The organism is Gordonia sp. (in: high G+C Gram-positive bacteria), assembly GCF_049647785.1.
In the GTDB taxonomy this organism is placed as follows: Bacteria; Actinomycetota; Actinomycetes; order Mycobacteriales; family Mycobacteriaceae; genus Gordonia.
The window spans coordinates 76,826-100,143 of sequence record NZ_JBARYI010000090.1 but is presented as its reverse complement, the minus strand read 5'-3'; the positions used below and the strand labels follow the sequence as shown (position 1 = coordinate 100,143).

At 64.3% G+C, this 23,318-nt stretch carries 23 protein-coding genes; 9 read left to right on the top strand and 14 right to left on the bottom strand.

The window, feature by feature from the left end; all coding sequences use genetic code 11:
• Window positions 1-62 precede the first annotated feature (62 nt).
• The 4 genes from WBA38_RS15820 to sdhC are packed head-to-tail and all read right to left on the bottom strand — an operon-like array spanning window position 63 to window position 3,463.
• Window positions 63-839: a succinate dehydrogenase iron-sulfur subunit gene (locus tag WBA38_RS15820; RefSeq protein WP_424297267.1), complete on the bottom strand. Its 777-nt coding sequence runs from the start codon at window positions 837-839 to the stop codon at window positions 63-65.
• Window positions 839-2,593 (bottom strand): succinate dehydrogenase flavoprotein subunit, encoded by a 1,755-nt coding sequence (gene sdhA, locus WBA38_RS15815; RefSeq protein WP_424297265.1) that lies wholly within the window; start codon window positions 2,591-2,593, stop codon window positions 839-841. The genes WBA38_RS15820 and sdhA overlap by 1 nt, the downstream gene beginning before the upstream one ends.
• Window positions 2,594-2,609: 16 nt before the next feature.
• Complete coding sequence (locus WBA38_RS15810) at window positions 2,610-3,041, bottom strand: succinate dehydrogenase hydrophobic membrane anchor subunit (RefSeq protein WP_424297263.1); 432 nt, start codon at window positions 3,039-3,041, stop codon at window positions 2,610-2,612.
• A gap of 14 nt (window positions 3,042-3,055) precedes the next feature.
• Entirely contained in the window at window positions 3,056-3,463 is a 408-nt protein-coding gene (sdhC, locus tag WBA38_RS15805; RefSeq protein ID WP_424297261.1) for a succinate dehydrogenase, cytochrome b556 subunit, read from the bottom strand.
• Window positions 3,464-3,656: 193 nt separating this feature from the next.
• Between sdhC and WBA38_RS15800 the strand changes: the two genes are divergently transcribed.
• Genes WBA38_RS15800 through WBA38_RS15790 form a run of 3 tightly spaced genes read left to right on the top strand, consistent with a single transcriptional unit; the run spans window position 3,657 to window position 6,536 of the window.
• Window positions 3,657-4,085 carry a cytidine deaminase gene (locus WBA38_RS15800; RefSeq protein ID WP_424297259.1) on the top strand — a complete coding sequence of 143 codons (429 nt, stop codon included), beginning with the start codon at window positions 3,657-3,659 and terminating at the stop codon, window positions 4,083-4,085.
• Window positions 4,082-5,380, top strand: a complete 1,299-nt coding sequence (locus tag WBA38_RS15795) for a thymidine phosphorylase (RefSeq protein ID WP_424323093.1) — start codon at window positions 4,082-4,084, stop codon at window positions 5,378-5,380. Before WBA38_RS15800 ends, WBA38_RS15795 begins: the two co-directional genes overlap by 4 nt.
• Before the next feature lie 37 nt (window positions 5,381-5,417).
• Window positions 5,418-6,536, top strand: coding sequence for an adenosine deaminase (locus WBA38_RS15790; protein WP_424323092.1), 1,119 nt, complete (start codon window positions 5,418-5,420; stop codon window positions 6,534-6,536).
• Between the two features lie 99 nt (window positions 6,537-6,635).
• Here the strand turns inward: WBA38_RS15790 and WBA38_RS15785 are convergent, their stop codons facing one another.
• The 3 genes from WBA38_RS15785 to WBA38_RS15775 form a co-directional block, all read right to left on the bottom strand.
• Complete coding sequence (locus WBA38_RS15785) at window positions 6,636-7,904, bottom strand: primosomal protein (protein WP_424293994.1); 1,269 nt, start codon at window positions 7,902-7,904, stop codon at window positions 6,636-6,638.
• A 104-nt stretch (window positions 7,905-8,008) separates the two neighbouring features.
• On the bottom strand, window positions 8,009-8,941 hold the full coding sequence (locus WBA38_RS15780) for a C40 family peptidase (protein WP_424293993.1): 933 nt from the start codon (window positions 8,939-8,941) through the stop codon (window positions 8,009-8,011).
• A complete protein-coding gene (locus WBA38_RS15775; RefSeq protein WP_424293992.1) occupies window positions 8,938-9,279 on the bottom strand; it encodes a type VII secretion target in 342 nt (113 codons plus the stop codon). Before WBA38_RS15775 ends, WBA38_RS15780 begins: the two co-directional genes overlap by 4 nt.
• 115 nt (window positions 9,280-9,394) lie before the next feature.
• Here WBA38_RS15775 and upp point away from each other — a divergent pair, with 115 nt between their 5' ends.
• Both upp and WBA38_RS15765 read left to right on the top strand, forming a co-directional pair.
• Window positions 9,395-10,042, top strand: a complete 648-nt coding sequence (gene upp, locus WBA38_RS15770; RefSeq protein WP_424293991.1) for a uracil phosphoribosyltransferase — start codon at window positions 9,395-9,397, stop codon at window positions 10,040-10,042.
• Window positions 10,043-10,093: 51 nt separating this feature from the next.
• Window positions 10,094-11,968, top strand: coding sequence for an ABC transporter ATP-binding protein (locus WBA38_RS15765; protein ID WP_424323095.1), 1,875 nt, complete (start codon window positions 10,094-10,096; stop codon window positions 11,966-11,968).
• A gap of 11 nt (window positions 11,969-11,979) precedes the next feature.
• Here WBA38_RS15765 and WBA38_RS15760 read toward each other — a convergent pair whose 3' ends face one another.
• From WBA38_RS15760 to WBA38_RS15750, 3 genes are read right to left on the bottom strand one after another with little or no spacing between them, the layout of a single operon-like run.
• Entirely contained in the window at window positions 11,980-12,633 is a 654-nt protein-coding gene (locus WBA38_RS15760) for a hypothetical protein (RefSeq protein ID WP_424293990.1), read from the bottom strand.
• Between the two features lie 48 nt (window positions 12,634-12,681).
• Window positions 12,682-14,217 (bottom strand): phospho-sugar mutase, encoded by a 1,536-nt coding sequence (locus WBA38_RS15755; protein WP_424323091.1) that lies wholly within the window; start codon window positions 14,215-14,217, stop codon window positions 12,682-12,684.
• A 4-nt stretch (window positions 14,218-14,221) separates the two neighbouring features.
• Window positions 14,222-15,034 carry a purine-nucleoside phosphorylase gene (locus WBA38_RS15750; protein ID WP_424323090.1) on the bottom strand — a complete coding sequence of 271 codons (813 nt, stop codon included), beginning with the start codon at window positions 15,032-15,034 and terminating at the stop codon, window positions 14,222-14,224.
• A gap of 90 nt (window positions 15,035-15,124) precedes the next feature.
• Between WBA38_RS15750 and WBA38_RS15745 the strand changes: the two genes are divergently transcribed.
• Together WBA38_RS15745 and WBA38_RS15740 are read left to right on the top strand one after the other, a co-directional pair.
• The gene (locus WBA38_RS15745) at window positions 15,125-15,820 is read left to right on the top strand and encodes an enoyl-CoA hydratase/isomerase family protein (RefSeq protein WP_424293890.1); all 696 of its coding nucleotides are present in this window, start codon (window positions 15,125-15,127) and stop codon (window positions 15,818-15,820) included.
• 8 nt (window positions 15,821-15,828) lie between these two features.
• Window positions 15,829-16,995: an amidohydrolase gene (locus WBA38_RS15740; RefSeq protein WP_424323089.1), complete on the top strand. Its 1,167-nt coding sequence runs from the start codon at window positions 15,829-15,831 to the stop codon at window positions 16,993-16,995.
• A 283-nt stretch (window positions 16,996-17,278) separates the two neighbouring features.
• On the opposite strand, the gene WBA38_RS15735 is transcribed toward WBA38_RS15740, so the two are convergent.
• A complete protein-coding gene (locus tag WBA38_RS15735; protein WP_424295249.1) occupies window positions 17,279-17,770 on the bottom strand; it encodes a gamma-glutamylcyclotransferase in 492 nt (163 codons plus the stop codon).
• 122 nt (window positions 17,771-17,892) lie between these two features.
• Here WBA38_RS15735 and WBA38_RS15730 point away from each other — a divergent pair, with 122 nt between their 5' ends.
• A complete protein-coding gene (locus tag WBA38_RS15730; protein WP_424323088.1) occupies window positions 17,893-19,296 on the top strand; it encodes an NAD(P)H-quinone dehydrogenase in 1,404 nt (467 codons plus the stop codon).
• A 66-nt stretch (window positions 19,297-19,362) separates the two neighbouring features.
• Window positions 19,363-20,751 carry an MFS transporter gene (locus tag WBA38_RS15725; RefSeq protein WP_424323087.1) on the top strand — a complete coding sequence of 463 codons (1,389 nt, stop codon included), beginning with the start codon at window positions 19,363-19,365 and terminating at the stop codon, window positions 20,749-20,751.
• Window positions 20,752-20,845: 94 nt separating this feature from the next.
• On the opposite strand, the gene WBA38_RS15720 is transcribed toward WBA38_RS15725, so the two are convergent.
• From WBA38_RS15720 to glpK, 3 genes are read right to left on the bottom strand one after another with little or no spacing between them, the layout of a single operon-like run.
• Window positions 20,846-21,331 carry an SRPBCC family protein gene (locus WBA38_RS15720; RefSeq protein ID WP_424323086.1) on the bottom strand — a complete coding sequence of 162 codons (486 nt, stop codon included), beginning with the start codon at window positions 21,329-21,331 and terminating at the stop codon, window positions 20,846-20,848.
• Between the two features lie 50 nt (window positions 21,332-21,381).
• Entirely contained in the window at window positions 21,382-21,720 is a 339-nt protein-coding gene (locus tag WBA38_RS15715; RefSeq protein ID WP_424323085.1) for an ArsR/SmtB family transcription factor, read from the bottom strand.
• A gap of 60 nt (window positions 21,721-21,780) precedes the next feature.
• Entirely contained in the window at window positions 21,781-23,289 is a 1,509-nt protein-coding gene (glpK, locus tag WBA38_RS15710; RefSeq protein WP_424323084.1) for a glycerol kinase GlpK, read from the bottom strand.
• Between the last annotated feature and the right edge of the window lie 29 nt (window positions 23,290-23,318).

Sequence of the window (23,318 nt, the reverse complement as noted above, 5' to 3'; positions counted from 1 at the left end):
CCCCGGAAGAATCCGGGGGCCGCTTCGGGGCTGCAGAATGGTACTGCGGTGGAGGTCTACTCCTAGCGAGCGAACATCAGGGCGCGCTTGACTTCCTGAATCGCCTGCGTCACCTGGATGCCGCGGGGGCATGCGTCGGTGCAGTTGAAGGTGGTGCGGCAGCGCCACACGCCGTCAACGTCGTTGAGGATGTCCATCCGCTCGGAAGCGGCTTCGTCACGGCTGTCGAAAATGAAGCGGTGAGCATTCACAATCGCGGCCGGACCGAAGTACGAACCCTCATTCCAGAACACCGGGCAACTCGTGGTGCAGCACGCACACAGGATGCACTTGGTGGTGTCGTCGAAACGCGCGCGGTCTTCCTGCGACTGCAGGTTCTCGCGAGACGGCTCGTGGTTGGCACCGGTGATCAAGAACGGCTTGATCGCACGGTACGAATCGAAGAAGGGCTCCATGTCGACGATGAGGTCCTTCTCCACCGGGAGACCCTTGATGGGCTCGATGGTGATGGTGATCTCTTTCGATGAATCCTTCGGCAGCAGGTCCTTCATCAGGAGCTTGCACGCGAGTCGGTTGACGCCGTTGATGCGCATCGCGTCCGAACCACACACGCCATGTGCACAGCTGCGGCGGAACGTCAGCGAGCCGTCGAGGTAGCCCTTGGTGTAAAGGAGCAAGCTCAATAGGCGGTCCGACGGGAGCGCGGGCACACGGAAGCTTTCGAAGCCCTGTGCGTCCGGATCTTCCGGGTTGAAGCGGTAGATCTTCAACGTAACCATCGTGGCTTCCGGCGGAACCGGGGGAGCACCGTTGGCGTTGGTTTCGATGGTGGCAGTCATTAGTACTTCCGCTCCTTCGGCTCGTAACGAGTCAGAACGACGGGCTTGGTGTCGAGCTCGATATCCGAGATCAGACCCTTGCCCTTCTTGTAGGCCATGGTGTGGACCAGGTAGTTCTTGTCGTCGCGGTCCGGGTAGTCCTCGCGGGCGTGGCCGCCGCGGGTCTCCTTGCGGTTGAGGGCACCGACGACGGTCACCTCAGCCAGCTCCAACAGGAAGCCCAACTCGATGGCCTCGAGGAGGTCGGAGTTGAAGCGCTTACCCTTGTCCGACACGGTGACGTGGTCGTAGCGCTCCTTGAGAGCGCGGACGTCGACGAGTGCCTTGCTGAGGGTCTCCTCGGTACGGAACACTGCAGCGTTGTCGTTCATGGTCTGCTGCAGTTCGGTACGGATGGTCATGACGTTCTCATGGCCGTGATCGCTCAGCATCTGAGCAACCCAGGCCTGAACCATCGCATCGGGGTTCTCTTCGAGCTCAACAAACTCGCTTGCGTTGGCGTACTCGGCGGCGGCGATACCCGCACGGCGGCCGAAGACGTTGATGTCGAGGAGCGAGTTGGTGCCCAGACGGTTGGCACCGTGCACCGAGACGCAGGCACATTCGCCGGCCGCGAACAGGCCGTGGACAACCTGGTCGTTGTTGGCGAGCACCTGGCCGTTGATGTTGGTCGGGATTCCGCCCATCACGTAGTGGCAGGTGGGGTAGACGGGCACCAGTTCGGTCACCGGGTCCACACCCAAGTAGGTGCGCGAGAATTCCATGATGTCCGGCAACTTGGCCATCAGGGTCTCTTCCGGGATGTGTCGAACATCCAGGTGCACGTAGTCCTTGTTCGGTCCGGCACCGCGGCCTTCGAGGACCTCCAAGACCATCGAGCGGGCGACGATGTCGCGCGGTGCGAGGTCCTTAATGGTCGGCGCGTAACGCTCCATGAAGCGTTCGCCATCCGCGTTACGGAGGATGCCGCCCTCACCTCGAACACCCTCGGTAATGAGGATGCCCAGGCCTGCGAGGCCCGTCGGGTGGAACTGGTGGAACTCCATGTCTTCCAGCGGGAGACCCTTGCGGAAGATGATGCCCATGCCGTCACCGGTAAGGGTGTGCGCGTTGGAGGTCACCTTGTACATGCGGCCGCTGCCGCCGGTGGCGAAGATGATCGACTTCGCGTGGAAGACGTGAATCTCGCCGGTAGCCAGCTCGTAAGCAACGACGCCGTTGGCAACGGGCTCGCCGTTCTCGTCGGTCGTCATGTTGATGTCGAGGGCGTAGAACTCGTTGTAGAACTCGACGTTGTGCTTGACGCAGTTTTGGTACAGCGTCTGCAGAATCATGTGGCCGGTGCGGTCGGCTGCGTAGCAGGCGCGACGAACCGGAGCCTTGCCGTGGTCACGGGTGTGACCGCCGAATCGACGCTGGTCGATCTTGCCTTCCGGCGTGCGGTTGAACGGCAGACCCATCTTCTCCAGATCGAGCACCGCGTCGATGGCTTCTTTGGCCATCAGCTCGGCGGCGTCCTGGTCGACGATGTAGTCGCCACCCTTAACCGTGTCGTAGGTGTGCCATTCCCAGTTGTCCTCTTCGACGTTGGCGAGAGCGGCACACATGCCACCCTGAGCCGCGCCGGTGTGAGAGCGAGTCGGGTAAAGCTTGGTCAGGACTGCGGTACGGGCCCGCGGCGCAGCTTCAATGGCAGCGCGCATGCCGGCGCCGCCGGCGCCGACGATGACCACGTCATAGCGGTGTTCCTGCATTGGTTTCTAATTCTCCTTAGCTTGCGCTGCCGAAGGTGAGGATCGCGTAGGTACCCAGCACGAGGATCAGGATCATCGACAGGGCGAGCAGGGTGTTCAACCAGAAGCGCGTCGAATCCTTGCGGGAGTAGTCGCTGATGATGGTGCGGACGCCGTTACCGCCGTGCAGCTGGGCGAGCCAGAGCATGGTCAGGTCCCAGATCTGCCAGAAAGGCGACTTCCAGCGGTCTGCGACGAACGAAGCGTCGATGCGGTGAACGCCGCTGTCCCACATGAGCATGATGAACATGTGCCCGAAGGTGAGGACGATGAGGGCGAGGCCCGAGAAGCGCATGAACATCCATGCGTTCTTCTCAAAGTTGCCGCGGTTACGCGGGCGAGGTGCGTTCGGCGCGTCCAAGCTGGCGGGACGGTCGTAGGCGGTGCCGAGGGTTTTGACTTCAGACATTGATTCTCAGCTCCCTAAAGTGCGTGCGTGAACAGGAGCTGCAGCATACGAACTGCCGCAGCGATGAACACGATTGCGAAGACGGTGAGGATGGACCACAGCATCTGGCGCTGGTACTTGGCACCCTTCGACCAGAAGTCGATGAGGATGACGCGCAGGCCGTTGAGCGCGTGGTAGAGCACGCAGAAGACGAGGCCGATCTCCATGAGACCGATCAGCGGGGTCTTGTACGTCTCGATGATCTCCGTGTACGTGTTCTCGTTGACGCGGATGACCGCGGTATCGAGAACGTGCACGAAGAGGAAGAAGAAGATGGACACGCCGGTGATGCGATGCAGCACCCACGACCACATGCCCGGGTCACCTCTGTAGAGAGAGCGCTTACGCACCGGTGCCGGTGCAACCTCAGTGGGGGTGCTCATCGCGAACTTACGCCTCCATTGTCGTCGACTGGGGTGGGACCGCAAGCAGACTAAAGGTCGCCGCAAGACCCAATGCATCTGACTTTAAACCTAAGCTGAGTGCTGTCGTAATTTGACCGAACAATGTGACTAAACTCCACTTATTAAATTAGGTGTGCCTAACCTAGGGGTTTTTGTGGAAATGGTGGTTGAAATGAGTGACGGAATCGACTTTGAAGCTCTGCGAGACGCCGCAAAAGCCGTAATGAGCAGGGCATATGCACCATACTCCGGGTTTGCGGTCGGTGCGGCGGGAATCACACGGAGCGGCGATATTGTGGCCGGTACCAATGTGGAGAATGTCTCATACGGTTTAGGCGTCTGCGCAGAGGTCGCAATGGTGTGTTCGGGCATTTCGCTCGGAACATTGCAAGCGCCGCGCGCGCACAGCGCACCGGACCTCGCCGCGGTTTCCGTCTGCGACAGCGCGGGGGCCGTGATCACCCCTTGTGGTCGGTGCAGGCAAGTGCTCCTGGAGTTCGGGGGTGCGGGCTTACTCGTCGACTCGGCTTCCGGGCCGCGCCCGCTTGGCGAACTCCTGCCCGATGCCTTCGGCCCCGACCACTTGGATGTGCGTCGATGACCGAGGCATTTGATCCGGTCGGGGTAATCCTCGCTAAGAAGGACGGCGCGGTACTGCGTCCGCACCAGATACGTCAGATGGTGGCCGGGTACACCGCCGGGAGCGTCGCCCCGGAACAAATGTCGGCGCTCCTGATGGCGATCGTGCTGCGCGGCATGACGCGCGCGGAGATCGCTGAGTGGACCGCCGCGATGATCGACTCCGGTATTCGGATGGATTTCACCGACCTGCGACGCGGCGGCCACAAGCTAGCGACCGCCGACAAACACTCAACAGGTGGCGTCGGGGACAAAATTACCTTGCCGCTGACACCGCTGGTGGCGTCGTACGGCGTGGCGGTGCCGCAACTTTCCGGTCGAGGACTGGGACACACGGGCGGGACCCTGGACAAACTGGAGTCGATTCCGGGGTGGCGCGCCGACCTGACGGCCGAACAAATGCGCCGCCAACTCGAAGAGGTGGGTGCTGTGGTGTGTGCTGCCACCGCAGACCTCGCTCCGGCCGACCGCAAGCTCTACGCCCTGCGGGATGTGACCGGAACTGTCGCGTCGATCCCGTTGATCGCCAGCAGCATCATGAGCAAGAAGATCGCCGAGGGTACGGCATCACTGGTTCTGGACGTAAAGGTTGGTTCCGGTGCCTTCATGAAGACCGTCGACGACGCTCGCGAACTCGCCGAGACCATGGTTGATCTCGGGACCGACGCAGGTGTGGTCACCACGGCGCTCTTGACGGATATGTCGACGCCGCTGGGCCGCAGCGCGGGCAATGCGGTGGAGGTCCGGGAGTCACTTGAGATCCTCGCCGGTGGTGGACCCGCCGACGTCCGGGAACTGACCTTGGCGTTGGCGCGCGAAATGCTCACCGCTGCCGGCCTCCCCGATGTGGACCCGAGCGAACACCTGCGGTCGGGGGCGGCCATGGATTCCTGGCGCGCGATGATCGCCGCGCAGGGCGGCGACCCCGATGCGCCATTGCCGCGCCCGCGCCATACACACGAAGTTCTCGCAACGGCGGACGGCACAGTGACGGGGATGGACGCGCTCGCGGTGGGGCAGGCCGCCTGGCTCCTCGGCGCTGGCCGGACCCGTCCGGGGGAGGCGGTGTCGTCGACCGCGGGCGTCACGTGGCATGCCGATCGTGGCGATCGGGTGAGCGCCGGGCAACCCTTGTTCACCTTGCATACCGACGACGAGGCACGAATTTCCGGTGCCACCGCGGCGCTCGACGGTGCCGTCGAGCTGGGAGAGAGTGCGGTTCCCCCGGAAAGCCGGATTCTGGGACGGGTTAGCTAGCCGAGCGAAGGCCGGTTATCGGGGATACCTTGAGGGCATGGTCACCGCTACCACGATCACCGTCGGGGAAGCCCGTTTGGCTCCCAAAGTCCTCCTGCACGACCACCTTGACGGCGGACTACGTCCGTCCACCGTCCTCGACCTGGCCCGCGAACAGGGATATCGCGAGCTGCCCGCCGACAATGAGGCCGATCTGGCCCGGTGGTTCGCGACGGCAGCCAACAGCGGGACGCTCGAGCAGTATTTGGAGACGTTCGCCCACACCGTCGCTGTCATGCAGACGCCGAGCGCGTTGGAACGGGTCGCCCGCGAGTGCGTCGAAGACCTCCACGACGACGGCGTGGTCTACGCCGAAATTAGGTTCGCGCCCGAACTGCACCTCGACGGCGGGCTGTCGTTGGACGAGGTTGTGGAAGCGGTACTTCGCGGATTCGTGGCCGGTCAGGAGGCTGCCGACGCTAGTGGACGACCGATCGTGGTTCGATGCCTGCTAACCGCCATGCGGCACGCCGCCCGGTCGCTCGAAATCGCTGAACTTGCCGTGCAGTTCCGTGATCGCGGCGTCGTCGGATTCGATATCGCCGGTGCCGAGGCAGGCAACCCGCCCAGCAGGCATTTAAGTGCCTTCGACTACATGCGTGCCAACTGCGCGCGATTCACCATCCACGCTGGCGAAGCATTCGGACTGCCGTCCATCCACGAGGCCGTCGCTTTTTGCGGCACCGACCGCCTCGGGCACGGGGTCCGCGTCATCGACGACGTAGTGCTGCCGCCGGGCGCCACGCCCGGGGACGAGACCTTCGACGGTGCGCAACTCGGCCAAGTGGCGAACTATGTGCGCGACAAGCGGATCCCGCTGGAACTGTGCCCCAGTAGCAACGTGCAGACCGGGGCAGTCGCATCGATTGCCGAGCACCCGTTCAACATCCTCGCCAAATTGCAGTTCCGCGTCACCGTCAACACCGACAACCGGTTGATGAGCAATACGACGATGAGCCGGGAGTTTCTCGTTTTGCACGAGCAATTCGGCTACGGCTGGGCCGATTTCGAACGCTTTACCGTCAATGCCATGAAGTCTGCGTTCATCCCGTTCGATCAACGACTCCGCCTCATCGACGACGTCATCAAACCGGGTTTTGCGGTCCTGCTGGGCTGATACCGGGTGACGAGACGCATTCGCTCCCCTCGCTGACGTTCGCTCCCGCCGGGCGGGAGCGAAGACTAACGGGGGGAGCGAATGTCAGACGATAGGGATTTAGCCGCGGCGGGTCAGCCGATCCTCGAAGTCGTGGACCAGTGCGCGCCAGACCTCGGCTTCGTTGTCGAACGGGCCCGACGGTGCTAGACGCTTGGGGTCGGGATGGACCGTGTAGTCGACGAACCAACCGAGTGGCGTCGTGGTGGCGAGGGCCTCGTTGACCGTGTTGATCCCGGCGTAATCCGCGGCATCTGTCAGCAACTCCACGGCTAGGTCGAGTTGACGCTGTTCCACCCGACGCGGGCCGTCCAAGATGTCTTCGCCGATGCCCTGCAGGGCATAGACGTTCTCGGGGAGGACGTCGTACTCAAGTTCGTTGGTGTCTGCGGCGGCTTGGACTTCGTTAAACGTCGACAGCTTCGCGAGGTCGTGATCGCTGTTGTCGGCGAGGAAGCGAGTCAGCGCGCGCTCGGAGCCGAACCCGTAGATGGTGCCCTTGCGACCCAGGAACAGCGGGTCGTCACCCAGGTAGCAGCGCAACGTGAGGAACTCGCCGCCGTCGGTGTAGATACGGATCGGGTCGATACCGACCCCCACCCAGAAATCGTCGTCGTCAACGTCATCGGCGTCTTCGACAAGGGCGGCGGATGCATCATCTTCATCGTCGTCGTTTTCGAACAGTGGGTCGACGGCCGAGTACTCGGGCTCGTCCTCGTCCTCGGCGGACGCGGCGGCGGCCAACTCGACGGTGGCGACCTCGACCGCAGCGGCGTCAACCTTCGGCGTCGTCACGACCTCGTCGAGGGCGTCAATGACGTCGTCCCAGTTCTTCGAAATCAGCCGGCCGATGCGGACCCACAAGTCGACGCCTTCACGGCCGACGAAGTTGTTGGTGCCGACAGTGACAGCACCCAGAATGGGGTTGCCGTTGAAGAACTTGGTGACCGGCGTCAGTTCGCAGACTTCACCGATGATGCGCACAATTTCGAGGGCATCCTCGAGCTCGGCGAGAACCTCCGGCTTGGGGTCTTCGGCGGCCAGTTCGGGGACGCCGACGAGGTCGTAGCTGTACCGATCTTCCGGGACTAGCTCGTTGGCTTGCACCTGCTTGATGGTGTCCCAAGCTGGGTGGTCGACGAGGTCATTGTCGTCGTCAGTGCGGACGAAAGCGACCAACTCGGCAACGCTGGGAAGAGCATAGAGGTCATCTTCGAGACCCAAGAATGCTTCCCACTCGTCATCACCCTCGCGCCACCGTGGAGCCCACAGGGTGAAGAGGTTGCCTTCGGTTAGTCCGAGTTCGATGGGAACGATGTCACCGGCCATGGTCACAGAGCCTAATCAAGTTCTTTCGAGCATGCTGCACGGGGCTGGTCGAGAGGGGAAATCCATGCCGATCGCCAGGTGCCCAGATATGCCAAAAAGTGGCTCTACCGGGGGCGATAGAAACCTTCGAAGGTTTGTCCCGCGTTCGTGGTGCGAAGGGGGCTGACGCCGACCGGGTCGCCTCCGGTCTCGACGAGTTGTCCATTGCCGATGTACATGGCGACGTGACCGGACCAGACGGCGAGATCGCCGGGCTGCAGGTCGGCTTGTGAAACTTGGAAGCCCGCAGTGTCTTGGTCTTGCGCCAGGCGCGGCAATTCCAGGCCCGCCTGACGGTAAGCCCACTGCGTGAATCCGCTGCAGTCGAAGCCATCGGTGGAGGTGCCACCCCAGACGTATGGCGTCCCCTGCCTACTGAGGGCAGCCCGGACGGCGGTCGCTGCGCGTTCGTTCGGTGCGTACGCGATGGAGCCGTCGGGGAGCGTGATGGGGACCTTGCCCTTGCTGTGGCTGGCCGACTGCGGCATGGCGGAGGAGTAGGCGGCGACCGCAGCCTCGTGGCGACCCAAGTTCGCAGCATCGCTGGCGAGTTGGCCCTGCGCGCGGTTCACGACGGCGACCCCGCGAGCCAAGTGGTCGAGGGCCAAGGGGACCAAGGCGGCGAGGCCAGCGGGCGTCGTGATTGCGGGGACAGTGGCTGCCGCCGCGGCGAAAGACTCCACGAGAGCATTCAATTCGTTGTTCGCCGTTTCCACATGGCCCGCGGCGATCTGAACGATCCCGCTGATGTCAGCGCCTGCGGTGGCGACCGTGTCGTCGACGAGGGACAGGTGGCGCGTGGCGTTGGCGGCTTGGTCGCCGCCCGCGCCGCGCCAAGCGGTTTGGGTGGTCGCGGCACCCTTCTGCGACTGTGCCGCTGCATCGCTCAGTGCCGCTTGCGTGTGAGCGTAGGTGGTGGTGACCTCGGGTGGGAGGACGCCGGTCCCGAGCGTGGCGACGAGGGCCTTGAGCGGGGCGATCAGCAATGCCGCAGTCATGCAGACACCTCACGCAGGTGTGAGGCGTTGGTGGCCTCGCAGCAATCGTATGAGGCCTGCGCGCGCACTGCCGATTCGCCCGTGCGGCCATGTTGGGCGGCGAGGCCGTCGAGGGTGCGCGTGCGCGCACTTTGTACGCGCGACAGCGCGGCCAGGAATGACGCGCCGATGAGCCCAAACGTGGGTGCCAGGCGGCCGGTGTCGAGTCGTTCGGCAAGCGCGCGGGCCGCGACAGTGGAAGCGGCACTGCCCTGCGTGGTTGCGACGGTGGTCGTGGCGGCGGGGTCGACGACGGTGGGTGAGCCAGCAGCGACGGGAGAATTCGTTTTGGCGTTCATACCTAGTTGGACGCAGCGGAAGGCAATTCGGTTCCACAACGTGCGCATCGGCGTGTCGCACAATCGTCGATTGGACCCCAGCCGGTTTGTCCGTCGTCCCCACTAAGCTGAGCGCATGAGCGAAGCAGACGCGCCAGGCCTGTCGATCAACGTCGTTGACCATCCCCTGACGAGAGCGTGGCTGGCGGTGCTCCGGGACGAGGCCACCACCAATGCGGCTTTCCGTGAATCCCTGGCGAGGCTCGCCCAGATGCTGGTCTACGAGGCCTTTGCCGATGCGCCCGAACATCCGGTCAAGGTGCGCACGCCGGTCGCGGTCGCCGATTGTTCCACGCTGACCAACGCTCCCGTGTTTGTCCCGGTTTTGCGGGCTGGCCTCGGGATGCTCGACGCCGCGCTGGCCTCGGTGCCCGATGCCGGCATCGGCTTTGTCGGTGTGGCGCGCGACGAGGAGACCGCCACACCGGTCGAGTACCTGGCGTCGTTACCCGAAGATCTCTCCGATCGGTCGGTGTGTGTCCTTGATCCCATGCTGGCGACGGGCGGTTCCCTGATCCACACCCTTGAGCTCCTCAAGGCCCGCGGCGCGCGTGACCTGACGGCGATTTGTGTGGTCGGCGCGCCCGAAGGCATCGCGGCCCTGCGTGACTGGGGCGGCGACCTGCGCCTGGTGATCGGCGCGATTGACGACCGCCTCAATGAGGCGAACTTCATCGTGCCGGGGCTCGGTGATGCTGGCGACCGCCAGTTCGGTCCACGCTGACACCATGGTGATGAGCATCGAATCGAACGAATGGGGTGATCGCCGGTGAGCATGGAATCGGTGGCCTGGGATGTCATGCACAAGTCGATGCAGGCAACTGACTCGAAGGTCGCGCGAGCCGACCGCCGGGTCACTCTGCGGCGGATTGGCGGGTTCGCCAGGCCGCATCGCAAGCGGATCGTGATCTTCCTGGTCTTGTCGGTCATCACGGCGGTGCTCACAGTGGTCACTCCGCTGTTGGCTGGCCGGGTCATCAACCTGATCAACGCCAACAGTCCGACCGCCGACCGGGAAATTGTGGTCTTGGCTTTGCTTATCGCGGGCATCGCGGTGGCCGAGGCAGGCGCGTCAATCGGTACGCGATGGCTGTCGTCAAATATCGGCGAAGGGCTGATCTTCGACTTGCGCCGCGCCGTATTCGACCACGTGCAGAAGATGCCGGTCGCGTTCTTCACCCGAACGCGAACCGGCGCTCTGGTGAGCCGATTGAACAACGACGTGATCGGTGCGCAGCGTGCCTTCAGCGACACGCTGTCGGGGGTCGTGTCGAATATTGTCACTTTGGTTCTCACCGTTGGCGTGATGATTGCGCTGAGCTGGCAGATTACGTTGCTGTCGCTGATCCTGTTGCCGGTCTTTGTGATTCCGGCACGGCGGATGGGGCACCGAATGGCTGGCTTGGCCCGCCAGGGTGCCGACCACAATGCCCGCATGTCGACTCAGATGACCGAACGATTCTCGGCACCCGGCGCGACACTGGTGAAACTCTTCGGCCGTCCGGAGGCGGAGTCGAAAGAGTTCGCTGACCGTGCTGACGCCGTCCGCGATATCGGTGTTCGTCAGGCCATGCTGCAGAGCTATTTCTTTACGGCTCTGATGCTAGTGTCGGCACTCGCCTTGGCCCTCGTCTACGGGCTCGGTGGCTGGCTGGCCGTTCACCAGCACCTGTCGGCCGGTGCCGTCGTATCGTTGGCCCTGCTGCTAACTCGTATGTACGCGCCGCTGACGGCCCTCGCCAATGCACGCGTTGAAGTAATGAGCGCGCTCGTCAGCTTTGAGCGTGTTTTCGAAGTCCTCGATCTACCGCCACTCATCGTCGATCGTCCCCATGCTCGTCCGGTTCCCGACACGGCTCATGGCGTCAGCATGCGATTTGCCGATGTGAGTTTTGCCTACCCGTCGGCTGACAAAGTCTCCCTCGCGTCACTGGAGGAAGTTGCGCAGCTCGACTCCCGCGGGGGCGATACCGTGCTGCACGACGTCGACCTTGATGTGCCTGCGGGCACGATGGTTGCCCTCGTCGGTAGTTCCGGTGCAGGTAAGTCGACCATTGCGTCGCTGGCCACACGCCTGTACGACGTCGACGAGGGGGCGGTGCTGCTCAATGGGGTCGACGTTCGCGACCTCACCGCAGAGTCGGTACACCGCACCGTCGGCTTGGTGACACAGGACGGTCATCTGTTCCACGACACTGTCGGTGCCAACCTCAGGATCGCGAATCCACAGGCAACCGAGGATGAGATCTGGTCGGCGCTGCGCCGTGCGCGGCTTGACGAACTGATCCGATCAATGCCCGCTGGCCTCGATACGGTTGTCGGCGAACGCGGCTACCGACTCTCGGGTGGTGAACGGCAGCGGTTGACGATTGCTCGGTTGCTCCTCGCGAAACCCGCCTTCGTGATTCTTGACGAGGCGACCGCGCATCTGGACTCAACGTCGGAGGCCGCGGTGTCCGAAGCGCTTACCGAAGCACTTCACGGGCGAACGTCGCTGGTGATTGCTCACCGGTTGTCGACGGTTCGGGCAGCCGACGAGATCGTGGTGCTCGAGGCCGGACGCGTCGTGGAACGGGGAACACATGCGGAACTGCTCGCGTTGGGCGGACGATATGCCGAGCTGTATCAGACGCAGTTTGCCGCTAAGTAGGACTGCTTGGGTCAGTTGACCCAACTGTCGATCATCGGCTCGGTGGCGAGCACCGAACCGTTTTGCCGGATCACGAGGGCCGACGGCGAGACAACGTAATCGGTTGCCCCGTTCGTGGCGACGAACGTGTTGCCACTGCGCGTGGGATAGCCGACCTCGGTGCTGTTTCCGTCGGCGTAGCCCTTGTAGTAATTGCGTCCCACCTGGTTGCCGACCTGGCAGATCACCACCTGCGAGCGACTGGTGTAACCGACGAAGACGGCGTTGTCCTCGGGGACGTTGCACCGGGGGCCGCCCAGAAAGCCCTGCCGATCAGCACCGGCGACGGTCACCGCCGGTCCCGGCTGTGGTGCCGTCTGGGTGGGCGGCGCGGTTTCGATCACGGTGTGCGTGGTAGTTGGCGGTGCCTGTTGCGTCTGCGTGACCGTTTCGGGTGATGGCGGGGCGCTCGAAGTCGCGGGGGCAGCGTCAGTGGACTTGTTGGAAGCGTAGAAGACGGCCGCGCCCACACCGCCAGCGAGGAGGAGGAGTCCGGCGATAATCGCGATGAGGACCGGGGGCGACGACCACGGCGACTGATTCTTCGGTGCCTGGCCTCCGGGATAGCCGTCGCCCGGGTATCCCGGGTACCCCGGATATGGCCCTGAGTTGCCTTGGAATGTCATTTGCCGCGGTCCTCCACCTTTGCCGTGCGCTGTCGATCGTTGCGAAAACTATTGCACGGGTGGCAGTTCCGCCATGGCGGCCGCCAGCAATTCGCTCAATGTTTGTCGTGTCGCGCACTCGCGTGTCAACCCGACGGTACCCGTGCCAGGTGGCGCGCTGATCTGCCCGTAGTACTTCAGTTTAGGTTCGGTCCCGCTGGGTCGGGCAAAGATTCGCAGGGCCACTCCGTCGTCGCGACGGCCCAGCAATTCGACGCCGTCCGTGCGCAGATTGTCGGTGCGTGCGGCGTAGTCGGTCATCGAGACGGGGATGCCGGCGAGTGTGGTGGGCGGTGCCGCCCGCAACTGGTCCATGAGTGCGGCAATGTCTGCGGGGTCCTGCAACCGCAACGACCGCGGCTGCGTCAGATGGATTCCGTTCTCGTCTTCCAGGGCGCTGAGGGCCGCGATGAGGCCACCGCGGTCGACCCACGACGACGCGAGGATGGCCGAAGCGACGGCGGCGCTAATGCCGTCCTTGTCGCGGACATTGTCCGGGTCGACGCAGTGGCCGAGCGCTTCCTCGTAGGCGTAGGCCAGCGGGTCGCCAGCACGGACCAGCCATTTGAAGCCGGTGAGGGTGCGGCGCGCGTCGGCACCCCGACGCTGCGCGGCCGTGTGAAGCAAGGTGCCAGACACGATAGAACTGGCAACCACCGGCGGCGGACCTCCGGCAGGTCGGTGATCGAGCACCCAGGTTCCGAGCAGCACCCCGGTCTCGTCGCCGGTCAGCATCCGCCAGGTGTCACCGTCGCGGGCCCCGACGGCGCACCGGTCGGCGTCCGGATCGAGGGCGATTGCCAGGTCGGCGTCGACCTCGGCAGCCAACGACAGCAGCAGGTCGGTGGCACCGGGTTCTTCCGGGTTGGGGAAGGCCACGGTGGGGAAGTCCGGATCGGGAGCAAACTGGCTCGGGACCACATGAACGTCGGGAAAGCCGTTGCGCCGCAGGGCTTCGACCGCGAGGTCGCCGCCCACCCCGTGCATGGCCGTCACGACAATGCGCAGCGGTGACCGAGGTAGGGCGCTGAACCGTTCGGTCAGCGCGTCGAGGTAGTCGTCGCGGACGGTTGCGGCTCGCGCATCGCTGGTCACCGGTTGTCGTGCGACGGTGGCCGCCGGACCGATCGCGGTGATGGCCGCTTCGATTTCTCGATCGGCGGGGCTCACCAACTGGGCACCGCCAGCGTCGCGGAGGTACACCTTGTAGCCGTTGTCTTGCGGCGGATTGTGCGAGGCCGTGATCATCACCCCAGCGGCCGCGCGGAGGTGCCGCGTGGCGAATGCAACGAGCGGCGTCGGACCGGGTTGGGGCAAGGCGATTATGTCGAAGCCCGCAGCGGCGAAAACTTCGGCGGTGGCGGCGGCGAAAGCCTCGGATCCGTGGCGGGCATCGCGCCCCACGACCACCGGTTCGCCCGCCAAGCCCTGCTCGGCGAGCCACGCCGCCAGGCCAGCCGTTGCCCGGGTGACGGTCTCCACGTTCATACCGTCGGGACCCTCTTGGACGGGGCCGCGGAGTCCGGCGGTACCGAAAGTCAGCACGCGGCTACCGGTCCGCGAGCGCGGTGATGACGTTGCGCAGCAGGCCACCCATCCGTTCCGCGGAGTCGCGTCCAACGGCGAGGACTTCGGCATGGTCGAGCGGTTCGCCGGTGATGCCTGCGGCCAGGTTCGTCACCAGCGACAGTCCCAGCACGTCAAGTCCGACCGCACGCGCGGCGATGGTCTCGTGGACCGTCGACATCCCGACCAGGTCGGCACCCATCACTCCGAGCATCCGGATTTCGGCGGGCGTCTCGTAGTGGGGACCGGGAAGGCCCGCGTAAACACCTTCGGTGAGCGTCGGATCGACGCCGCGTGCCGCCTCGCGCAGGGCCGGGCTGTAGGCGTCGACCATGTTGACGAACTGCGCGCCGTCGAGCGGGGACCGTCCGGTCAGGTTGAGTTGGTCAGAAATCAATACCGGTTCACCAACACTGAGACCGGGCCGGATTCCGCCCGCAGCATTGGTCAAGACCACCGTGCCAACACCGGCCGCGGCGGCAGTCCGGACCGGGTGCACCACGCGGGCCAACGAATGACCCTCATACGCGTGGATGCGTCCAAGCAGAATCAGGACTCGGGTGTTGCCGATACGGACCGACTGCACGGTCCCGGCGTGTCCCTGGGCCGACGGCGCGCCGAACCCGGGGATCGAGGTCATCGACAGTTCGGCGGTCGGATCACCGAGTGCTGCGGCGGCCGGGGCCCAGCCCGATCCGAGGACAACGGCCACATCGTGCTGATCGCAGCCTGTTTCGGCGGCAATAGTGGCGGCTGCGGCGGTGGCTGCTGAGTTGGGGTCGACAGTCGGATCCATACCGGCCAGCCTAAAGCCGCAACCCCTGATGTGCAGTGAGGGGAGACCTTGTCTGCCGCAACCGGGGGCTCCGGCGATAAGGTTTCTGCCATGCCTTACTTGACGATGACCGATACCGCTGCCGAACTGTTCCTCGGGACGCAGGGTGTGGAGCTGGACGAGACCAACCCGGAGAACCGGTTCAACCGCGCGTGGATGGCCAAGGTTAGCGATCTGATCGACGAGGCCGTCGCCGCGAAGAAGCCGCTGATTGTGAGCGCGACCGGCAAGTTCTTCACGAACGGACTGGACACCGACTACATCTTCTCCGGTGCCGAGCCGCTGCCGACGTACCTGGATGCCGTGCATGCGCTCTACGCGAAGCTGGTGTCGTCGGCTGTTCCGACGATCGCCGCGGTGAACGGCCATGCTTTCGGTGCTGGCGCAATGCTGGCGTTGTGCGCCGATTACCGCATCATGCGGTCCGACCGCGGCTTCTGGTCGCTGCCGGAAGCGGCCCTGAACATGCCGTTCCCGCGTGGCATGGCTGGCCTGCTGCGCACGCGACTGTCGGACGCGACCGTCACCGAAGCCATGCTGACTTCGCGTCGCTACGGCGGTGCGGATGCGGTTGCCGCCGGGATCGTCGAAGAAGCCGTCGACGCCGAGCAGTTGCTGGTTCGCGCCCGCGAGGTTGCTGCCGAGCGCGCCCAGTTCGCCGGTGACAACCTCGGCATGATCAAACGCGCCCTGCGCCTCCCGCTGCTGGAGGATCTGACCGCGCCCACCCCGGCCACACTGCTGTGAGTTCGCCGGTGATTGACGCTTGGCTGGCCGCCAACCTTGGTCGCGTCGTCGGATGGCGTCGCGCGATCCACGCCGAGCCCGAACTGTCGATGGCGGAGTTCGAGACCACCGCGACCGTGGTGCGGATCCTTACCGAGGCCGGGTTGGCACCCAAGGTGCTGCCGAAGGGTACCGGCGTGGTGTGCGATATCGGTCCGGCGGATAAGCCGCGGATCGGTCTGCGCGCCGATTTGGATGGTTTGCCGATCCCCGAGCAGACCGGCCTGCCATTCACGTCGCGGGTGGAAGGTGTTTCGCATTCGTGCGGGCACGACGCCCACGCGGCGATTCTGATGGGCGTCGGTCACCTGCTCGCCGAGTACCTGGAGGCGGGGAACGAGCTGCCCTTCAGTGTGCGACTGCTGTTCCAGGCCGCAGAGGAAGTAATGCCGGGCGGCGCGCTCGACGCAATCGATGCCGGTGCGACCGACGGATTGAGCCGAATCTTTGCCTTGCATTGCGATCCGCACTTGGCTGCGGGCACCGTCGGACTTCGTGCCGGGCCGCTCACGTCGGCTGCCGACCGTATCGAAGTACATCTTCGCGGACCCGGCGGGCACACGTCGCGTCCGCATCTGACGGCGGACTTGATTTACGCGATGGGCTCCATCATCACCGGGCTGCCGGGCATTTTGTCGCGGCGCGTGGACCCGCGGTCGGGCACCATCATGGCGTGGGGTGCCGCCCATTCGGGTGATGCACCGAATGCGATTCCGCAGGAGGGTCGTTTGCGTGGCACCGTCCGCACCGGTGACCGCGAAGTCTGGAAAGACCTGGAACCGTTGGTGCGCAGCATCATTGGCGAACTGGTGGCCCCGCTGGGCATTACCTACGACCTCACCTACGTGCGTGGTGTGCCGCCCGTCGTCAACGAAGAAAGTAGCGTCGCGATGCTGCACGCTGCTGTCGATCTCATCGGTCCCACCGCGGCCGTGGACACCCCGCAGTCGCCCGGCGGCGAAGACTTCGCCTGGTATTTGGAGACCGTTCCCGGCGCGATGGCCCGTCTCGGTGTTTGGAGCGGCGTGGGCCCGCAGTGCGACCTGCACCAGCCGAACTTCGACATCGACGAGCGCGCCCTCGGCATCGGCATCGCCACCCTCGCCGGCGTCATCCTTGGTGGGGAATTGGCGTAGGGAGCGGACCGCATTTCCCCTTTTCTGTCACCAGACGACCAGACCGTCACCGATCACAGGTTTTGGTGACGGATAGGTAGACGGAGGACGACGTCTCGTGACAGAAAAGCGGAAATCGAACTCTCCCTTTTCTGTCACATCCGACGGCCGTCGTCCGACCAGAGTGTCACCGATCAGCACGATCGGTGACACTCTGGTCGTTTGGTGACAGAAATGGGGGATTTTGCGGGCGGGCACCCGGGCGCAGCGCGGGGGGCAGGGCGGCACGGCAAGGGGCGCAGCCTTAGCTGCGGTTGTCCATTGGCTCGTCCGGGCCGGGGCCGACGTTGCGGGCCTCGTGGAGGCGCAGGCGTTCGACGTAATCGGCGGGAGCGTCGGCCACTTCGGCGGCGTCGGCCATCACGCCCAGGTAGCGGGCCGACGGCAAGCCGCCCTCGTAGCCGTCAATCACGTACAGCCACGCCAAGACCGGGCCGGCGGGCGTCTGCACGCGCACTCGAATCTTGCGGTGAACGCCGAGTTCGGTGCCCTCCCAACGATCCAGGTTCAGCTCATCTTCGGCGGTCACGTCGTACAGCACAACGAAGACCTTCGACTCGGGGTGCTGGCGGTCCTCAGTGACCGTCGCGAGCGAACCCTCCCAGCCGATATCGTCGCCGGCAAACGTCAACCGCCAACCGTGCAGCCAGCCGGTAGACGACATGGGGGAGTGAGGTGCCCGTTCCAACATCTGGGCGGGGTCCATGTTCGACGCATAGGCGGCATAGATCGGCACGCCGCCCAGCCTATTGCCTTCGGCCACTTTGCGGAACACCGGTCCGGCTAGGAGGCATGGCGAGCGCAGAAAGGGATAGGTTTGTTCTGGACGATTTAACCGGGGCAAAAGGAGTGTGCGCAGTGGCAAAGATCGTGATCATCGGTGGCGGACCCGCAGGCTATGAAGCGGCGCTCGCCGGTGTTGCCTACGGTGCGGACATCACGATCATCGATTCCGACGGAATCGGGGGTGCGTGCGTGCTGTGGGACTGCGTCCCGTCGAAGACCTTCATCGCCTCCACCGGTATCCGCACCGATGTGCGACGCGCAGCCGGGCTCGGCGTCAACATCTCCGTCGACCAAGCGATGGTGACGTTGCCGGACGTCCACCAGCGGGTGAAGGACCTGGCCTTCGCACAATCGGCCGATATTCGATCACGCCTGTTCAGCGAGGGTGTAAAGATCGTCAGCGGCACCGCACGACTCGGCGATTCGAGTCCCGGAATCGGCTCCCACCAAGTGGTCGCCACTCTCGCCGACGGCAGTGAGCAAACCTTCGAAAGCGACGTCGTCCTGATCGCTACGGGTGCGTCGCCGCGCATCCTCGATACTGCTCAGCCCGATGGTGAACGGATCCTCAACTGGCGCCAGCTGTACGACCTGGCTGAACTTCCCGAACACCTCGTGATCGTCGGATCGGGTGTTACCGGTGCCGAATTTGCCCACGCCTACACCGAACTGGGCGTCAAGGTGACGCTTGTGTCGAGCCGCGACCGCGTTCTGCCGCACGAGGACGAAGACGCCGCCCGGGTGCTGGAAGAGGCCTTCGCCGAGCGCGGTGTGACGCTAATCAAGTACGCGCGCGCCGACCGTGTGACGCGCGACGAGACCTCCGCTACCGTCCACCTAGTCGACGGAAAGCAAGTGACTGGCACGCACGTGCTGATGACCGTCGGATCGGTCCCCAACACCGACTCCCTGAACTTGGCAGGCGCGGGCGTCGAGGTTGACCGCTCCGGATTCATTACCGTCGACCGCGTCTCGCGCACCTCCGTTCCCGGCGTCTACGCGGCAGGCGACTGCACCGGTGTGCTGCCCTTAGCCTCGGTCGCGGCCATGCAGGGCCGCCTCGCGATCTACCACGCACTCGGCGAAGGCGTCAGCCCCATCCGACTCAAGACAGTCGCCTCCGCGATCTTCACCCGGCCCGAGATCGCTAACGTTGGCGTCTCACAGAAGGCGATCGACGGCGGCGAATACCCGGCACGCACCGTGATGCTGCCGCTGTCGACCAACCCCCGCGCCAAGATGAGCGGCCTGCGTCGAGGTTTCGTGAAAATCTTCTGCCGCCCGGCAACCGGCGTCGTGATCGGCGGCGTCGTGGTGGCACCCAACGCGTCCGAGTTGATCCTGCCGCTGGCGATCGCCGTGGAGAACAAGCTGCAGGTGTCGGAGATCGCGAACACCTTCTCCGTGTACCCGTCGCTGTCCGGATCGATCACCGAAGCCGCGCGCCAACTCGTCCGACACGACGACCTGGACTGAGAATGACCGCCCCGAGGACGTCACTGCGACGCCCTCGGCTTGGCTGTGTTCGGTGGAGATGAATCTGTGAGTACGTGGCGGGAACTGTTGGGCCGCCAACATCGCGCGTCGATGGTGGTGATGGCCGGTGGCGTGGCACTATTTGCGATCAACGTCTATCTGACGACGTCACTGCTGCCGAGCGCGGTCGCCGACATCGGAGGCGAAGATCTTTACGCTTGGACCATGACCGTGTTCCTGGTGGTCTCGGTGATTTCCTCGATGCTGGTGAGCCGGTGGCTGTCGAAAATCGGAGCGCGCACGTCGTATGTGATTGCCCTGTCGTTGTTCGCGGCGGGCACGGTGGTTGCGGGCGCATCCCCGACGATGACAGTGATGCTCGTCGGCCGGGCGCTCCAAGGATTCGGTGCCGGACTGCTTGGCGGCCTTGGCTTTTCCGTGGTGCGACTCGTTCTGCCACCGCACCTGTGGCAGCGGTCGATCGCGCTGATGTCGGCCATGTGGGGTGTCGGTAACTTCGTTGGACCCGTCGTCGGTGGATTCTTTGCGCAGATCCATTTTTGGCGCGGCGCATTCGTGTTGCTTGCCGCATTCGCATTCGGCTTGATCGCGTTGACGCTGCGCGCCTTGCCCGCCGACGGTTTGCGGATCGACGGTGACGGTCGTTCCGTGCCGTGGGCATCCCTTGCCCTGCTGACCGCTGCCGTCGGGGCGATCAGTGTCGCGTCGCTGCTGGACGGCACGACGATGTGGATTTTGGTGGCCGCGGCGGTCCTGCTGGGTGCGGTCTTCCTCGGGTGGGAACGTCGCGCTTCGTCGACCATCTTGCCTTCGATGACGTACCGCGGCGCATCGCCTTTGCGGTGGATCTACCTGGCGATCGTGGTGCTTGCGGCGGTTTCGACCGTCGAAACTTTCTTACCGCTGTTCGGCCAACAACTCGGTGGCCTTGGCCCGCTAGCCGCCGGCTTCCTCGGTGCGGCGATCTCCTGGGGTTGGACGGTGTCGTCGATCGCGTCGAGTGGGATCGAGAGTGATTGGGGACGACGCGCAGTTCGTCTCGGCGGGCCGATCGTGCTTGGCGGCGGCCTCGTCGTTTATGGCTTCCTACAGATGAACAACCCGTCGATCGGCGTGATCGTGGCCTGGTACGGGGTGCTGTTCGTCAGCGGCTGCGGCATCGGTATGGCTATGGCTCACTGGTTTACCGCGGGTCTGCGCGTGACCGACGACCCGGCCGAGGCTGCCCAGGCATCCGCCGGGCTCAACACAACTCAGCTCATTGCTAATGCGTGTGGTTCGGCGTTGGCAGGCCTGCTGGTTGCAGTGGGCGGCCCAGACATGGTCGGTTCGGCCAAAACCCTCAGCTTCGGCTTCGCCGCCCTCGCCTTCGTCGGCATCGCGATCGCGCTGCGCGAGTTTGCCGTCGATCGGCGCAGGCAGGCAACGATCTGACGAAGGGCTGCGTTAGGTGTCGCTCAATCGCGTTGGGTGTCGGTATCAATCGACACCCAACGCGATGCGGTGACACCTAGCGCGATGAATCTGGCTAGGCGGCGAGCAGTGCGTCGATCTGGTTGATGGCTCCCGAGGCACCCTCGATAACGCCCATGTCGAGGACCTTCTGGAGATCGTCGGCGGAGGCGAAGGTCGATTGGTAGACCGTGCGCGTGCCAGTGTCGGTTGCGGTGAAGGTGTAGTGATTCGTCGACACCGGCATGTTGTCCACCGGCTGCAGATCGTCGTCGGCGAAGCCGTCGGTAAACGAGAACGACGAGGTGGGGTCGATGCTGTCGAACTGCCACCAGCCGCCGAACTTCTGACCGTCGGGCGCCGTCATGTAGTAGCTGGCACGACCGCCGGGCTGGAAGTCGTGCTCAACAAAGGTGGCCGGGTAGTCCGGGGGTCCCCACACCTTTTCGAGTTGGCGTGGATTGGCGTAAACGTCCCACACGCGGTCGACTGGCGCGGCGAATTCGGCGGTGATGGTCAGGGTTAGTGCTGCGGTGTCCGATTGGACGTCGATGACAGGCATGATGGTTCCTTCGGTGGGGCCGCCAAGAGCTGGCGTGCGGGAATGTTGGTTTAGTCGTCTGCGTGGGGCGAGGCGAGGAGCTCGTCTACACGAGCGATATGGCCCCGCCAGATCTGTTCAATATCCGCCAGCATGGCGGACACCGATCGCACAGCTTGCACATCTCCGGACGCCAGTTGCTGTCGACCAACTCGCCGTTTGACGAGAAGACCCGCCCGTTCCAGGACGGCGACGTGCTTCTGTACTGCGGCGAAGCTCATGTCGTAGTTCTCCGCCAACGCTGTGACCGAGTGCTCCCCGGCGAGTACTCGACGCAGAATGTCGCGTCGGGTGCGGTCGGAGAGTGCGTGAAACAGGGCGTCTGCCCGATCCTCGTCGTTCTCGCTCACACCTCAAACATACAACCAAATGGTTGTATGTCAAGGGTCTTGGGCGGATTTTCTCGACGGCTAGGCCAGGTCGAAGCTGTGTGTCACCGCGCGGTTCCAGCCCTCGTATAGCCGGTCCCGGTCGCCGTCGCTCATCTGCGGTTCCCACTGGCCGCCACGGGCCCAGTTGTCGCGGATCTCGTCGGTGCTGCTCCAGTACCCGACGGCCAAACCCGCCGCGTACGCCGCACCGAGGGCAGTGGTTTCGTTGACGACCGGTCGCACCACCGGCACATCGAGGATGTCGGACTGAAACTGCATCAAAAGTTCGTTCACCACCATGCCGCCGTCGACCTTTAGCGTCGCCAGCTTGACACCCGAGTCGGCTTCCATTGCCTCGATGACTTCCCGCGTCTGATAGGCACTGGCCTCCAGCGCGGCGCGGGCAATGTGGTGCCGGTTGGCGAATCGGGTCAGTCCGACGATCACGCCGCGCGCATCCGGTCGCCAGCGCGGAGCGAAAAGTCCGGAGAATGCGGGGACCAGGTATACGCCGCCGTTGTCGTCGACGGCGCGGGCCAAATCCTCCACCTGTGGCGCGGAGTCGATGATGCCGAGATTGTCGCGCAGCCATTGGACCAGCGAACCGGTGACGGCGATCGATCCTTCCAAGGCGTATCGGGCTGGCTGGTCGCCCAATTGGTAACAGACCGTCGTCAGGAGGCCGTGCTTGCTTAACACCGGCTCCGTCCCCGTGTTGAGAAGCAGGAAGTTGCCGGTCCCGTACGTGTTCTTTGCCTCCCCGGGCTCAAGGCAGGCCTGGCCAAACATCGCTGCCTGCTGGTCGCCGAGGATGCCGCCCAGCGGGACATCGGGAAGCGAGCCTGCGGTGCGCAACTGGGCGATGACGTCCGAACTGGCATGGATTTCCGGAAGCATCGATTCGGGGATACCGAAGTCGGCGCAGATCTCCAGATCCCATTGGAGCGTGCGCAAATCCATCAGCATGGTCCGCGAGGCATTAGTGACGTCCGTGACGTGCACGCCACCGTCGATACCGCCCGTCATATTCCACGCCAGCCAGGTGTCCATCGTTCCGAACAGCAGGTCGCCAGCCTCGGCGCGGGCGCGGGCACCGTCGACATTGTCGAGGATCCATCGGATCTTGGGGCCGGAGAAGTAGGTCGACAGGGGCAACCCGGTGCGCTCGCGATAGCGATCCACGCCAATTTCGCCTGCCAATTCCTCGCACAATTCTGCGGTGCGCGTGTCTTGCCACACGATGGCGTTGTACACGGGCTCGCCGGTGTGTCGATCCCAGACGACGGTCGTTTCGCGTTGGTTGGTGATCCCGCAGGCGGCGACCCGATCGGGGTGCACTTGGGCGGACGCCAACGCGGCCGCGGCGACGCGTCGAGTGTTCCGCCAGATCTCCATGGGGTCATGTTCCACCCACCCCGCGCGCGGGAAGATCTGCTGGTGCTCGAGCTGTTCGCTGCCGATCACGCTGCCACTGCGGTCAAAGAGCATCGCCCTGGTTGAGGTGGTTCCCTGGTCGATTGCGGCGACATACTGAGCATCCAGATTCACGGGTCTTAGTCTCGCATGAGACCTCGTTA